13 protein-coding genes are annotated in these 14,577 nt (G+C 59.8%); 3 read left to right on the forward strand and 10 right to left on the reverse strand.

The window, feature by feature from the left end:
- Nucleotides 1-14 precede the first annotated feature (14 nt).
- The 9 genes from aruF to acs all read right to left on the reverse strand — a co-directional run bounded on the left by aruF (nt 15) and on the right by acs (nt 10,395).
- Nucleotides 15-1,046: an arginine/ornithine succinyltransferase subunit alpha gene (gene aruF / locus ACW55A_RS26365; protein ID WP_003369882.1), complete on the reverse strand. Its 1,032-nt coding sequence runs from the start codon at nt 1,044-1,046 to the stop codon at nt 15-17.
- A gap of 133 nt (nt 1,047-1,179) precedes the next feature.
- Nucleotides 1,180-2,397, reverse strand: a complete 1,218-nt coding sequence (locus ACW55A_RS26370; RefSeq protein WP_004411082.1) for an aspartate aminotransferase family protein — start codon at nt 2,395-2,397, stop codon at nt 1,180-1,182.
- 236 nt (nt 2,398-2,633) lie between these two features.
- Nucleotides 2,634-3,626 carry a transcriptional regulator ArgR gene (gene argR, locus ACW55A_RS26375; protein ID WP_003434564.1) on the reverse strand — a complete coding sequence of 331 codons (993 nt, stop codon included), beginning with the start codon at nt 3,624-3,626 and terminating at the stop codon, nt 2,634-2,636.
- Between the two features lie 135 nt (nt 3,627-3,761).
- Complete coding sequence (locus ACW55A_RS26380) at nt 3,762-4,526, reverse strand: ABC transporter ATP-binding protein (protein ID WP_003434561.1); 765 nt, start codon at nt 4,524-4,526, stop codon at nt 3,762-3,764.
- A 22-nt stretch (nt 4,527-4,548) separates the two neighbouring features.
- Nucleotides 4,549-5,661, reverse strand: coding sequence for a succinylglutamate desuccinylase/aspartoacylase family protein (locus ACW55A_RS26385; protein ID WP_003434558.1), 1,113 nt, complete (start codon nt 5,659-5,661; stop codon nt 4,549-4,551).
- 1 nt (nt 5,662) lies between these two features.
- Nucleotides 5,663-6,361 (reverse strand): ABC transporter permease, encoded by a 699-nt coding sequence (locus ACW55A_RS26390; protein ID WP_003314733.1) that lies wholly within the window; start codon nt 6,359-6,361, stop codon nt 5,663-5,665.
- Nucleotides 6,358-7,047 (reverse strand): ABC transporter permease, encoded by a 690-nt coding sequence (locus ACW55A_RS26395; RefSeq protein ID WP_003369874.1) that lies wholly within the window; start codon nt 7,045-7,047, stop codon nt 6,358-6,360. Before ACW55A_RS26395 ends, ACW55A_RS26390 begins: the two co-directional genes overlap by 4 nt.
- An 84-nt stretch (nt 7,048-7,131) precedes the next feature.
- Nucleotides 7,132-7,908 carry an ABC transporter substrate-binding protein gene (locus tag ACW55A_RS26400; RefSeq protein WP_003434548.1) on the reverse strand — a complete coding sequence of 259 codons (777 nt, stop codon included), beginning with the start codon at nt 7,906-7,908 and terminating at the stop codon, nt 7,132-7,134.
- A 531-nt stretch (nt 7,909-8,439) separates the two neighbouring features.
- Nucleotides 8,440-10,395: an acetate--CoA ligase gene (acs, locus tag ACW55A_RS26405; protein ID WP_003434545.1), complete on the reverse strand. Its 1,956-nt coding sequence runs from the start codon at nt 10,393-10,395 to the stop codon at nt 8,440-8,442.
- A 342-nt stretch (nt 10,396-10,737) separates the two neighbouring features.
- On the opposite strand from acs, the gene ACW55A_RS26410 reads away from it, so the two are divergent.
- Nucleotides 10,738-11,004, forward strand: coding sequence for a DUF2790 domain-containing protein (locus tag ACW55A_RS26410; RefSeq protein WP_032609668.1), 267 nt, complete (start codon nt 10,738-10,740; stop codon nt 11,002-11,004).
- A 97-nt stretch (nt 11,005-11,101) separates the two neighbouring features.
- On the opposite strand, the gene ACW55A_RS26415 is transcribed toward ACW55A_RS26410, so the two are convergent.
- On the reverse strand, nt 11,102-12,679 hold the full coding sequence (locus ACW55A_RS26415; RefSeq protein WP_054080878.1) for a sigma-54-dependent transcriptional regulator: 1,578 nt from the start codon (nt 12,677-12,679) through the stop codon (nt 11,102-11,104).
- Nucleotides 12,680-12,944: 265 nt separating this feature from the next.
- Between ACW55A_RS26415 and phhA the strand changes: the two genes are divergently transcribed.
- Together phhA and ACW55A_RS26425 are read left to right on the forward strand one after the other, a co-directional pair.
- On the forward strand, nt 12,945-13,742 hold the full coding sequence (phhA, locus tag ACW55A_RS26420; RefSeq protein ID WP_054080877.1) for a phenylalanine 4-monooxygenase: 798 nt from the start codon (nt 12,945-12,947) through the stop codon (nt 13,740-13,742).
- A gap of 35 nt (nt 13,743-13,777) precedes the next feature.
- Nucleotides 13,778-14,134, forward strand: a complete 357-nt coding sequence (locus ACW55A_RS26425; RefSeq protein ID WP_054080876.1) for a 4a-hydroxytetrahydrobiopterin dehydratase — start codon at nt 13,778-13,780, stop codon at nt 14,132-14,134.
- The last annotated feature ends 443 nt before the right edge of the window (nt 14,135-14,577 follow it).

The following is a 14,577-nucleotide window of genomic DNA, read 5'->3' on the forward strand; positions in this document are numbered from 1 at the left end:
ATCGAACGTCCGGTTCAGACCGCGACGATCCGCACACTGGCACCTTCACCAACACCCAGGGCATCGGCAGCCTGGAGGCTCAGCACCACCGGCCTGCCGGGCGCCCAGTCCAGCTCCAGGAGCACCGCGCGGTAGTCCTGCAACAGGCCATTGGCGATCAGATACAGACGCCCGCCCTTACCGACATCGCTGGTTTGCCCGGGCTCGACCTTGACCGGAACCAGACGGCTCTGGGCAATCGAACGGATCCCGGATACCCGCGCGTGCAGCGTCGGTCCACCGTCGAAAATGTCGATGTAGTGATCGGTTTCAAAGCCTTCGCGCATCAGGATGTCGAAGGTGATCTGCGCGCGCGGATGCACCTGACCCATGGCCTCCTGCGCCGCGTCGGGCAGCAGTGGCACGTAGATCGGGTAATGCGGCATCAGCTCGGCGAGGAAGGTCCGGCTTTTCAGCCCGCAGAGGCGTTCGGCAGCGGCGTAATTGATATCGAAGAAGTTGCGCCCGATGGCATCCCAGAATGGTGAGTCGCCCTGCTCATCGCTGTAACCGACGATCTCGGTCACCACCGAATCGGCAAAGCGCTCGGGGTGACTGGCGACAAACAGCAGACGGCCGCGCGAATTGAGCTCCGACCATGCCGTGCCGACCAGCTCCGGGACCACGTAGAAACTGGTCAGCAGACTGTTGCCGGTCAGATCATGACACTGCGACAGCACGTGAATCTTGTTATGGATCTTCAGCTCACGGGAAGCATGCACGAAGGTTTCGTTGCGGAAACTGTAGAACGGCTCGGAATAGCCCGCCGAGGCCACGATGCCCGAGCAGCCCACCAGCTTGCCGCTTTCGCTGTCTTCAAGCACGAAGAAATAGGTTTCTTCGCCGTTGAAGCTGACCTCGGCGGCAAACGACGCCTCCGACGAGCCGATCTTGTCGGTCAGGCGGCCAGCATCGTCGGGCAAGGACGTGACACCGATAGGGCTGTCGGCAGCGAGGCGTTGAACCTCGGCCAGGTCAGCCATTTGCGCAGGGCGCATTACCAGCATGGTGCCACTCCTTGTAGATCGACCAGCCTTTACGACCGGCGCTAGTAAGAGCACCACGCGGCGTCAGGCCACATGGCGCAGGAAACAGGTTCGGCGCCCGCCATCAGGCGGGCACCGCAAGGTTGCAATCGAGTCAGGATGTCAGTTTGGCGATGGCGCGTTCGAAGCGGTTCAGGCCCTCTTCGATGTCTGCGTCTTCAATCACCAGGCTCGGCGCGAAACGAATCACGTCAGGGCCGGCCTGCAGAATCATCAGGTCCTGGGCCTCGGCCGCATTGAAGATGTCCTTGGCCTTGCCTTTCCAGGCATCGGATAACACGCAACCGATCAGCAAGCCCAGACCGCGCACTTCGCTGAACACGCCATACTGCTGGCCGATGCTTTCCAGACGGGTCTTGAACTGTTGATGCTTGCGCTGCACGCCAGCCAGCACTTCAGGCGTATTGACGACATCGATGACCGCTTCACCAACCGCGCAGGCCAGCGGGTTACCGCCATAGGTGGTGCCGTGGACGCCGACCGCAAAGTGCCTGGCGAGCTTTTCAGTGGTGAGCATGGCCGCCAGTGGGAAACCACCGCCGATGCTCTTGGCGCTGGAAAGGATGTCCGGGGTCACGCCGTAATGCATGTAGGCGAACAGATGGCCGCTACGGCCCATGCCGCTCTGCACTTCATCGAACACCAGCAGCGCGTTGTGCTCGTCACACAACTTGCGCGCACCTTGCAGATACTCAAGCTGACCCGGCAGCACACCGCCCTCGCCCTGGATCGGCTCCAGCACCACGGCACAGGTCTTGTCGGTAACGGCGGCCTTCAGTGCGTCGAGGTCGTTGTACGGCACATGGCTGATGCCGGTGATCTTCGGCCCGAAACCATCGGAGTACTTCGGCTGCCCACCCACGCTGACAGTGAACAGGGTACGGCCATGAAAACTGTTCAGGGCCGCGATGATTTCGTATTTTTCCGGGCCGTACTGATCATGCGCCACACGACGCGCCAGCTTGAAAGCGGCTTCGTTGGCTTCAGCACCGGAGTTACAGAAGAACACGCGCTCAGCGAACGTCGCATCCACCAGTTTTTTCGCCAGACGCAGGGTCGGCTCGTTGGTGAAGACGTTGGACACATGCCAGAGGTTGTTGGCCTGCTCGGTCAAGGCACCGACCAGCGCCGGGTGGCAGTGGCCCAATACGTTGACGGCGATCCCGCCCGAGAAATCCACCAGTTCGCGCCCCGCCTGATCCCAGACCCGGGAGCCCGCACCGCGCACGGGGATGAACCCGGCCGGGGCGTAATTGGGGACCATTACCTGGTCGAAATCGGCGCGTTGCACCGCAGCATGCTCAACGGACATCGGAGTCTCCTGATGAGGAACGCCTGCCTGAAACTGGCGAGCGATGGAAAGATTGTAAGGACTGAATTGTGTTCGGCCTTGCCGCCAGGCGACAACTTGTTACAGCGCAAAACCGGCTTTTTTCAAGGTTTTCGGCAATGCGACAATTTGCGTCACAAAGGCGCAGTTTAAACGGATTGAGGCTGGCCTGTCTGGACCAGAGCTGTCGCGGCAGCACTTCTATCGCGACAAGGCAATCAACCGCGTTCGGCAGGCACAGGGGAAAGTTCGAACGGGCTGCTGCTGCGTCGCTGATTGCGGTCTTCACGCGGCGTGGCACCGAAGAAATTGCGGTAAGCGCTGGAGAAGTGCGGCCCCGAGGAAAAACCGCACGAAAGGCCAATCTGAATGATCGACTTGCTGGTCTGCATCAGCATCTGGCGCGCCTTGTTCAAGCGCAGCTCTAGGTAATACTGACTGGGCACACGGTTAAGGTACTGCTTGAAGATCCGTTCCAATTGACGACGAGACACGCACACGTGCTGGGCGATTTCGTCGGTGGTCAACGGCTCTTCGATGTTGGCCTCCATCAACAGCACCGCCTGGGTCAGCTTGGGATGGCTGGAGCCCAGACGGTTCTGCAGCGGAATGCGCTGACGCTCGCCGCCTTCGCGAATGCGCTCGACCACCAGCTCCTCGGAAACCGCCCCGGCCAGTTCGGCCCCATGATCACGGGACAGCACCGCCAGCAGCAGGTCGAGCACCGACATGCCACCACAGGCAGTCAGGCGATCCCGGTCCCAATCGAACAAATGGCTGGTGGCGATGACCTTGGGGAAGCGCTCGGCGAAGTCGTCCTGCCAGCGCCAGTGCACAGCGGCCCGGTAGCCATCCAGCAGGCCCAGTTGCGCAAGCGGATAGACGCCCGCCGACAGCCCGCCAATCGAACAACCGGCACGCACCAGTTGCTTGAGCGCGCTGCCCAGCGCCGGGGCCACACCTGCAGGAGGCTCGTCAGCCAGTAAAAACAGCTTCTGAAAGCCTTCCAGCCGCCCCGCCCAGGGCTCACCCGGCAACTGCCACGCGCCGGCAACCGCCGAAGGCTCCGCGGCCTCGGCCTGCAGGAACGACAGTTCATAGACCACTTCGGGATGAACGCGCTGCGCAACGCGCAAGGCTTCCTCGGCCAGTGCCAGGGTCAGGGCTTTGGTGCCAGGCCAGACGAGGAAACCTATTCGATGGGCAGTCATTGGGACATCCGATACGTATCGCCGCAAAAGCCGAGTCTGGAAAGATAGCTCGGTCTGGAACATCCAGGTCGTGTCGCGCGTCGCGCAGCATGCCCTGTTCTGGCATAAAAAGGCATCGTCATGCGCTGCCGATCGTCACTTCAGGCTGCCGGACAGGAATTGCTGCAAACGCTCGGTCTGCGGATTGGCCAGCACTTCGCGCGGATCGCCACGCTCCAGAACAACGCCCTGATGCAGGAAAACCAGCTGATTGGAGACCTCACGGGCAAAACCCATTTCGTGAGTCACCACCACCATGGTGCGGCCTTCCTGAGCCAGGCCCTGCATGACCTTGAGCACGTCACCGACCAGTTCCGGGTCCAGCGCCGAGGTCGGCTCATCGAACAGCATCACCTCGGGCTCCATCGCCAGTGCGCGGGCAATCGCCACGCGCTGCTGCTCACCGCCGGACATGTGCCCAGGGTAAGCGTCCTTGCGATGGGACACGCCGACTTTGGCCAGATAGTGCTCGGCCTTCTCCAGCGCTTCCTTTTTCGACACGCCCAGCACATGGACCGGCGCTTCGATGATGTTCTGCAGTGCAGTCATGTGCGACCACAGATTGAAGTGCTGAAACACCATCGACAGACGCGAGCGCATGCGCTGCAACTGTTTGGCGTCGGCAGCCTTCAGGCCGCCGTCCTTGTTCGGCACCAGCTTCAACTCTTCGTTGTTGAGCAGGATCTTGCCGGCATGGGGCTGTTCGAGCAGGTTGATGCAGCGCAGAAAGGTGCTTTTGCCCGAGCCGCTGGAGCCAATGATGCTGATGACATCGCCGGCTTTTGCGGTCAGGGACACGCCCTTGATCACTTCGTGACTGCCATAGCGCTTGTGCAGATCCTGCACTTCCAGTTTGTTCATGCTTTGGGTTTCCACAGAACGGTCAATCACTGAGCAGACGTCCGTGACGCAGCGCCGTGCGCCCCGCCACCTTGGCCAGCCAGAAACCGGGTTGAGCGTAACGAAGCCGCTCGATGGCGAACAACACCCCGGCAGTATTCGCACAAATGGTACTGACCTGATCGGACAGTGGGTCGATCACTTCGAACAGCGGATCGCCCACCTCGACCCTGTCGCCTGCAGCGCGCAGGTACGTCACCACGCCAGGGTGCGGCGCATAGAGCAATTCGGTGCCTTCGAACGGCAAGCCCTCGCAGGCTTCGTGCGTCGGCTGCGGCCAGTCGCCGCTGATAAAGCCCTGTTCGGCGAGGAACGCCAGAATACCCTCGGCGTGCGCGAGTGCCTGCGGCTTGCCGGTGTCGGCCTGACCGCCCAGCTCAAGAGTGGTCGCGAGGCAGGCCAGCGGGATCTGCGCCTGCGGGAAAATCCGCGAAAGACGCAGCCACGGCAGCGAGCAGGCCTCATCGAAGGAGCTGCCACCGGAATCTTCGGCAAGCAGCGCCACCTGGATATTCAGATGCGCCGACAGCGAACGCCATTGTGGCCAGTGCTGCGGCAAGGCGTACATGTGCAGCGCGGCATCGGCATCACAGTGCAGATCGAGCACCACATCAGCGACACAGGCATGACTGAGCAGGATGCGTTGCATGCCTTGCAGTTCGCTCTGCGGCGCAGGCAGAGCCTCGAGCGCAGCGCTCATTGCCTGACGAATCAGCCGGGTGTTGGCACGCGGGTCATCGCCCAACTGTCCTTCCAGCAACTCGGCGACCGGTTCGCTCAGCTCGGTGAAGTCACGGTTGAAGTTCTTGCCACTGCCGAACTCGAAACGGCCCTGATGCGCGCCTTGCAGCAACTGCCCCAGGCCCAGTGGATTGGCCACCGGCACCAGTTCGACGACACCTTTGAGAAGGCCTTGCTGCTCAAGTTCGGTCAGACGCTTTTTCAGCTCCCAGGCTGTGCGCATGCCGGGCAGTTCGTCGGCATGCAGGCTGGCCTGAATGTAGGCCTTGCGCTCACCGGTGCCGAAGCGAAAGACACTCAGCGTGCGTTCGGTGCCGAGGGTACTCCACGGCAATACATGATCGGTTCTTTGCATTTCAGACCTTCCGTGGGGCGAGGTAGCCCAGCCAGCGACGTTCGGCGATCTTGAACAGCCGCACCAGAATGAATGTCAAGCCCAGATAGAAAACGCCTGCGGTGATATAAGCCTCGAAAGGCAGGTAGAACTGCGCATTGACCGTACGCGCCGCGCCGGTGATGTCGATCAGGGTCACGATGGACGCCAGGCTGGTAGTCTGCAGCATCATGATGACCTCGTTGCTGTACTGCGGCAGCGCCCGGCGCAAGGCCGAGGGCAGCAGAATGCGCCGGTACATCTTGGCTTTCGACATGCCCATGGCCCGCGCGGCCTCGATTTCACCGGCCGGTGTGGCCTTGAGGCTGCCGGCGATGATCTCCGCCGTGTAGGCGCTGGTGTTGATGGTGAACGCCAGGCAGGCACAAAAGGTAGCGCTGGACAGCCAGGGCCACAAAAAGCTTTCGCGCACCGCGTCGAACTGGGCCAGCCCGTAGTAGATCAGGAACAGTTGCACCAGCATCGGCGTGCCGCGAATCACGTAGGTGTACAGCCAGGCAGGCATGTTCACCCAGGGGTTTTTCGAGACCCGCATCAGGCCCAGCGGCAATGCCGCCAGCAGCCCGAACGCGAGCGAAATCGCCAACAGCTTGAGGGTGGTCAGCAGGCCGCCGAAGTACAGCGGCAGGCTGTCCCAGATCACGTTGTAGTCAAAGATCATAGGTCAGCCGCCCTCACGCCTACCGAGTAGCGTTTTTCGAGGTAACGCAAGGCGAGCAGCGACACACTGGTGATCACCAGGTACATCGCCGCAACCGCCAGAAAGAAGGTGAAAGGCTCGCGGGTGGCATCGGCCGCCTGCTTGGCCTTGAACATCATGTCCTGCAGACCGACCACGGAAATCAGCGCGGTGGCCTTGGTCAGCACCAGCCAGTTGTTGGTGAAGCCGGGAATCGCCAGACGAATCATCTGCGGCACCAGAATGCGGAAGAACACCTTGCCACTGCTCAGGCCATACGCCATGCCTGCCTCGGCCTGCCCCTTGGGGATGGCCATGAATGCGCCGCGAAAGGTTTCCGAGAGATACGCGCCGAAGATGAAGCCGAGCGTGCAGATGCCGGCCATCAACGGATCAAGGTCGATGTAGTCGTCAAACCCCAGCAAGGGGGCAACGCGGTTGAGCAGGTCCTGGCCGCCGTAGAAGATCAGCAGAATTAGGACCAGATCGGGAATGCCACGAATCACCGTGCTGTACAGATCGCCCAGCCAGGCAATCCAGCGTACCGGAGACAGCCTCAGCGCCACGCCGATCAGACCGAGAACGATCGCCAGAGCCATCGACGACAGGGCCAGCTGCAACGTCAGCCAGGCACCTTCGAGGATGACAGCTCCGTAACCTTTCAACATGATGTGCGGTCCTCAAGCGTGGAATAAAAATGGCGCAATCCAGGCAATTCTGTTTGCGCCATTGGTCAGGGTAAGGACGACGACTTATTTGCCGTAGATGTCGAAATCGAAATACTTGTCCTGGATGGCCTTGTACTTGCCGTTGGCACGAATCGCGGCGATGGCGGCGTTGAGACGGTCAAGGTTGGCCTTGTCGCCCTTGCGCACGGCAATGCCGATGCCGTCACCGAAGTATTTCGGATCGACGAACGACGGGCCTACGAACGCATAGCCTTTGCCAGCGTCGGTTTTCAGGAAGCCATCCTGCAACAGCGTGGCGTCGGCGACAGTACCGTCGAGGCGGCCTGCACCGATGTCCAGGTAGATTTCGTTCTGCGAACCGTACGGCGTCACTTCGACCCCCTTGGGAGCGAGCACTTCGCGGGCGAACCGCTCGTGGATCGAGCCACGCTGCACGCCGATCTTCTTGCCCTTGAGTTCTGCCAGGCTGTCGCTGACCGTAGTGCCGTCCTTCATGACCAGACGCGCCGGGGAATTGTAATACTTGCCGGTGAAGTCCACGGACTTCTTGCGGTCGTCAGTGATGGACATCGACGACAGGATCGCATCGATCTTGCGCACTTTCAGCGCCGGGATAAGGCCGTCGAACTCCTGCTCGACCCAAGTGCACTTGACCTTCATTTCTTCACACAGCGCATTGCCGATGTCGTAGTCAAAGCCGACGATGCTGCCGTCCGGGGCCTTGGACGCGAACGGAGGGTAAGCCGCTTCGATACCGATTTTCAGTGGTTTTTCATCAGCAAAGATCGGCTGGGCGAGCACGGACAACGCCATCGCGCCAATAAGCATGAGCTTTTTCATTTCCAGGGACTCCATCGGTAAAGCACGACAAGTGGCAAAGTGAGCAAGCGCCCAATGTGCGAAAGGACAACCTCGGGGAAAAGCGACGCCGGGTAAGTGACACCGCGCAGGCGGCTCACAGCCCTTCGGCGAATGAGGGGCATTTTAACGACAGGCTCGAAGTCGATATTTCTTCAATGCGACAACTAGTTACAGAAGCGCATGAAAACCCACTACACGGTATTGACGGGGCCTGTATCTGCTGATCCAGCAACACAGACTCAACCTGTCATAACAGCAAAAAGCGCGCCCATTATTGGCAAACCCTTTTAATCCGGCAAGCCCAGCGTGTCACATGGGGGTTTAAAAGCCCTGCGGTGTCGCACCTTCTTACATAGAAAGCTCGGACGTGTCCTACAACGAAGCAACGTTCGACAACACCGTGTAGACCGGTAACAACCCGATATATATCCCGTTTTCCAAGTCAGACTCTTGAAACAAAAGCGCCCCATTCGGCTCTCACCGAACGGGGCGCTTCAGTCACAGGATCGCTCAGGCAGCATTCATGGTCTTGTGCGTGTCGATCAGATGCTGCACCACGCCCGGGTCAGCCAGGGTGGAGATGTCACCCAGCGCATCGTACTCGGCAGTCGCAATCTTGCGCAGGATACGGCGCATGATTTTGCCCGAACGGGTCTTCGGCAGGCCCGGCGCCCACTGAATGAAGTCAGGCGAGGCAATCGGGCCGATCTCCTTGCGCACCCAGTTGCGCAATTCGGTACGCAACGCGTCGCTTGGTTCTTCACCGCCGTTGAGGGTGACGTAGACGTAGATGCCCTGCCCCTTCAGGTCATGCGGCACACCGACCACGGCCGCCTCGGCGACTTTCGGGTGCGCAACCATCGCGCTTTCGATTTCCGCGGTACCCATGCGGTGCCCGGAAACGTTGAGCACGTCGTCCACACGCCCGGTGATCCAGAAATAACCGTCCTCGTCACGACGGGCACCGTCACCGGTGAAGTACATGCCGCGGAAGGTCTTGAAGTACGTATCGACGAAACGGTCGTGATCGCCGTACAGCGAGCGCGACTGGCCCGGCCACGAATCGAGGATTACCAGATTACCCTCGGCAGCACCCTCGATGAGGTTGCCCAGGTTGTCCACCAGCGCCGGGATCACGCCAAAGAACGGACGTGTCGCCGAGCCCGGCTTCAGGGCGGTCGCGCCTGGCAACGGGCTGATCAGGATGCCGCCGGTTTCGGTCTGCCACCAGGTATCGACAATCGGGCAGTTCTGCTTGCCGACCGTGTTGTAGTACCAGGCCCAGGCTTCCGGGTTGATCGGCTCGCCCACCGAACCCAGCAATCGCAGGCTGGAACCGTCGGCGCCTTCAACGGACTTGGTGCCTTCAGCCATCATGGCGCGGATTGCGGTCGGCGCGGTGTAGAGAATATTGACCTTGTGCTTGTCGATGATTTTCGACACACGGGTGATGTCCGGATAGTTCGGCACGCCTTCGAACAGCAACGTGGTCGCACCATTGGCCAGAGGGCCGTAGACAATATAACTGTGCCCGGTCACCCAGCCGACGTCAGCGGTGCACCAGTAGATTTCGCCAGGCTTGTAGTCGAACACGCGCTCGTGGGTCAGCGCCGCATACAGCAGATAACCTGCGGTGGTGTGCAACACGCCCTTGGGTTTGCCGGTCGAGCCCGAGGTGTAGAGAATGAACAGCGACTCTTCGGCGCCCATCTCTTTCGGCGCGCAGGTGCTGGACGCCACTTCCAGAAGCGAGTGGTACCAGATATCACGGTGACGGTTCCATTCGATCTCGCCCCCGGTGCGCTTGCAGACGATAACCTTCTGCACGCTGCTGGTTTCCGGGTTGGTCAGGGCGCGGTCGACGTTGGCCTTGAGCGCAGTCTTCTTGCCGCCACGCAGGCCTTCGTCGGCGGTGATAACCACTTTGGAACTGCAATCGATGATCCGGCCAGCCAGCGCTTCGGGCGAGAAACCGCCGAACACCACCGAGTGAATCGCACCGATCCGGGCGCACGCCAGCATGGCGACCACAGCCTCGGGGATCATCGGCATGTAGATCGTCACGACGTCGCCACGGTGCACGTCCTGGCCACGCAGCGCGTTGGCGAACTTGCACACTTCGGCGTGCAGTTCGCGGTAGGTGATTTCCCGGTGCTCGGAAGGGTCGTCGCCCTCCCAGATGATGGCGATGCTGTCGCCGCGTTCTTCCAGATGGCGATCCAGACAGTTATAGGCGACGTTCAGCGTGCCATCGGCGAACCATTTGATATCGACACGGTGATCATCGAACGAGGTCTGCTTGACCACGGTGAAAGGTTTGATCCAGTCGAGGCGCTGAGCCTGTTCACGCCAGAAACCATCAGGGTTGACCACCGACTGCTGGTACATGGCCTTGTAGGTCGCTTCATCCGTCAGCGTAGTCGCTGCGACTTCTGGGCGGACGGGGTACAGGGAAGCTGCACTCATCTTGGTTACCTCGGTGGATAGTTGTTGTTTTATGCCCCTGTTGTATCCCGCCCCACCCGCAGGGGCCATTCGACGTTGGTCTTACCGGCGGGACCGGGGCCATGACGACAAGCCGCACGCGTGAAGCAGTACGTCAGATTATTACCATTTTGATAAAAGCGCTTATCCAAAGTCTTTATATATGCGCTGTTGCAACAGGCATAGAATTCGATCCGCCAACAAGGCAAACATCAACTGCCCCCACGCAGTGTTGTTCCAACTCGAAAAACGCATCAGACCGCCTGAGCCCATGACGTCAAAAACGTGATGCGACGGCGCTCACTTTCAAAAAGGTAAACGACAATGAAAGCTTTATTAATGGCCCTGGCCCTGTGCGGCATCAGCAGTTTCGCCATGGCCGAAGAATCGCAGACCAAAGTGGCGGCGCAACAGGCGCGTGTCGAGCAATATACCTACGGCACGCATCTGGATATCGCCCGGGTTATCTCCATCAGCCAGATCCCCAATGTCTGCGAAGTGGTCCCGGCACGCATGGTGTATGAGGACTCGCAAGGCGCACGCCACATTATGAGCTATCAGGTGATGGGCAACGGCTGCAGCAACGGTTGAGGCTTTTCGCTGTCACAGCCTGTGCACGACGCCTCGCCGCTCTATAAGGTGCGAGGCGCATGCACGACGTTAAGTTGCAGAGTCATCAATCAGCGAGTTATTTATCGACTGAATGCGGATCTGATTCGCGCCCCACTTCATAGTCGCGCAACTTGTTGGCAATCGTTGTATGAGACACCCCCAGGCGTTTGCCTAATTGGCGACTGCTGGGATATTGCGCATACAGTTGTTCCAGCACCGACTTTTCAAAGCGCCCGATAATTGCGCCCAGCCCGCCCTCCAGCGACACCTCACTCAATCCCTGTCGCACGCCGTAATCCGGCAAACGAATGTGTTCGGCCTGCACCTTGCCGCCGTCACACAGCGATACAGCCTGAAACAATACGTTTTCCAGTTGCCGCACATTGCCGGGCCAGTGGTACTGACTCAGACGCTTGATGGCCGCAGGTGATATGCCGGGCAGCGAACAGCCGATCTGCCGGCTGGCCTGATCGAGAAAATGCTCCACCAGAGGCTCAAGACCGTCCAGACAGTCGCGCAGTGGCGGTATATGCAGCGACAGCACGTTAAGGCGATGATAAAGGTCCTGCCTGAACATGCCTTTGGCGCACAGCTCCGACAGATCGACCTGGGTCGAACACATCACCCGTACATCGAGAAACATGTCCTCGTCACTGCCGACCCGGCGAAAGCTTCCGTCCTGAATGAAGCGCAGCAGCTTGGCCTGCATGCGCGCGCTCAGCTCACCCACGCCATCAAGAAACAGCGTGCCGCCCGCAGTCAGTTCCAACAGCCCCAGCCGCCCTTCCGCACGCGCGCCTTCGAACGCGCCGGGGTCATAGCCGAACAGCTCGATCTCGGCCATGGACTCCGACAACCCGGCGCAGTTGAGCGCCATCAGCGGTGACTGGCCGCGTGGGCTGGCCAGGTGACAGGCGCGGGCCAGCAATTCCTTGCCGGTACCGGTTTCCCCCTCGATCAGCAGCGGCGCATCCAGGGGCGCCATGCGCCGCGCCTCGCGAACCACAGCAGCCATGACCTTCGAGCTTTGAAAAATGCTGTCGAAGCCACGCAGCTCTTGCTTGCGCACATGGTAAATGCGCTCACCGACCCGATCAGCGCGGTGCAGCGTCAGCACGGCCCCGGCCATCGCCTCGCTGTCGTCATGTTCCGATTGCAGAGGCGCGATGTCGGCAAGAAACACGTCGCCGCATACCTTGACCCGCAGGCCATTGATCCGCGACTGGCTGGCGCGCACCAGCTCAGGCAGGTCGAAATCTTCGGCGTAACGCGACAAGGGCATGCCCGGCACTTCATCGACCCGCACACCCAGCAACTGCGCGGCGGCACGATTGGCCGCAACGATGGCCCCGCCCATGTCGATGGACAACACCGGGAATTCCAGCGCGCCGAGCAAGGCATTGAGCTCCATGTGCCGGCGTTCGCTGGGCATCAGCCCGACACGCTTGATGCCGAACACCCCGGTGATCGCCTCGAACTTCGGGCGCAGGGCCTGAAACTGAAGGTTGATCAGGTTCGGGCAATGCAGATAGATCGCATCACCGTGCTCGCCCCCCACTTCACCGCGCGCCACGTTGACGCCGTAAGCCACCAGCAGATCGAGAATGTCGCGAAGAATGCCGATGCGGTTCTGGCAGTGCACCTTGATGCGCATGAGTCATCGCCCCTGTGAGGGTAGTTTTTTGTGAGGCAGCAAAATTAATGTCAACAATACGTTACGCATTCACACTTCGCGAGCGACAGAATGGCTGATTTCAGGCCCCGCCTATCGTAAGCGTAAAATTTTCGTTACGAACCAGTGATCAAATCCTCGCGCCACCCCGCTCACAGCCGCTGACGTACCTTCGAAACCGGGTTATTCCTGACCACAGGCTTTGACAAGAACACTTTAAAAACAGCAGCCTTTCGAGGACATCAGCATGGCCCAGACGCTTTACGTGGCACGCGAGCCGGACGCTTCGGGTTTCATCGATTACACGGCGGACGAACATGCGGTTTGGAACACCCTGATCACCCGGCAGATGAGCATCATCGAAGGGCGTGCCTGTCAGGAGTATCTGGACGGCATCGAACAACTGGGCCTGCCGCTCGATCGCATCCCGCAGCTAGGCGAAATCAACAAGGTTCTGGGCGCGACCACTGGCTGGCAGGTCGAGCGAGTGCCCGCGCTGATCCCCTTCCAGACGTTCTTTGAGCTGCTGGCCAGCAAGCGTTTTCCGGTGGCGACGTTCATTCGTACCGCAGAAGAACTGGACTACCTGCAGGAACCGGACATCTTTCATGAAATATTTGGCCACTGCCCGCTGCTGACCAATCCATGGTTTGCCGAATTCACCCACACCTACGGCAAACTCGGCCTGAGCGCGAGCAAGGAACAACGCGTGTACCTGGCCCGGCTGTACTGGATGACCATCGAGTTCGGCCTGGTCGACACACCACAAGGACGGAAAATCTACGGCGGCGGTATTCTTTCTTCGCCAAAAGAGGCGGTTTACAGCTTGTCGTCAGCCCCCGAACACCAGCCTTTCGATCCGCTTGAAGCGATGCGCACACCGTATCGCATCGACATTCTGCAACCGCTGTACTTTGTCCTGCCGGATTTGAAGCGTCTGTTCGATCTGGCGCAGCAAGACATCATGGCGCTGGTCGGGCAAGGCATGCAGTTGGGCTTGCACGCTCCCAAATTTCCACCTAAAACCAAAAGCCACGCCGCCTGACCCTCGGCCCGCTATCCGAAAAGGACCCTCTGCTTATGACCACCTTGAATCAAGCTCACTGTGAAGCCTGCCGTGCCGACGCGCCGCAGGTCAGCGAAGCCGAATTGCCGGAACTGCTCAAGCAGATCCCGGACTGGAACATCGAGGTCCGCGACGCGGTGATGCAGCTGGAAAAAGTGTTTCTGTTCAAGAACTTCAAATGGGCGCTGGCGTTCACCAACGCGGTGGGCGAAATTGCTGAAGCGGAAGGCCATCACCCGGGCCTGTTGACCGAGTGGGGCAAAGTGACCGTGACCTGGTGGAGCCACTCGATCAAGGGCCTGCACCGCAACGATTTCATCATGGCCGCGCGCACTGACGAAGTGGCCAGGGATGCAGAAGGCCGAAAATAAAATGTTCAACGGGCCGCGGACCCTGCTCACGCGGTCCGGCCCAATGAAATCAAGCTCGTCAGCGCCTCGCGAGATAAAAAGCAGGACAGTAAAAAAGCCATTTTGTTTCACGATCAGGGCAATCGGGGTAAAAAAATATCCTGATTGTCATTTTCGGTGGGTTATCCTGCGCAGGCTTTTTAAAGCACGGTTCTATCTGCAACCCCTTGCGAGGAGCGACGACGATGCATGAAATCCCTAACTTCCCACCAGGCCAACAGGAACCACAACAGTCGACTCTGGCTCAGCAAGAGCTTGGTCAACCTGTCGCAATGAAAGCAGCACCCTCGGCTCAAGACAGCCAGAAAGCCGGACGCAAAGACTGAAGGCGATTGTTTTCAGGCGTATCGAAAAACGGTTTTGCCGGTTTTCAATACGCCTGGAAAACCAGCAACAGGCAAACA

This window comes from Plantibacter cousiniae (nom. nud.), assembly GCF_977070315.1.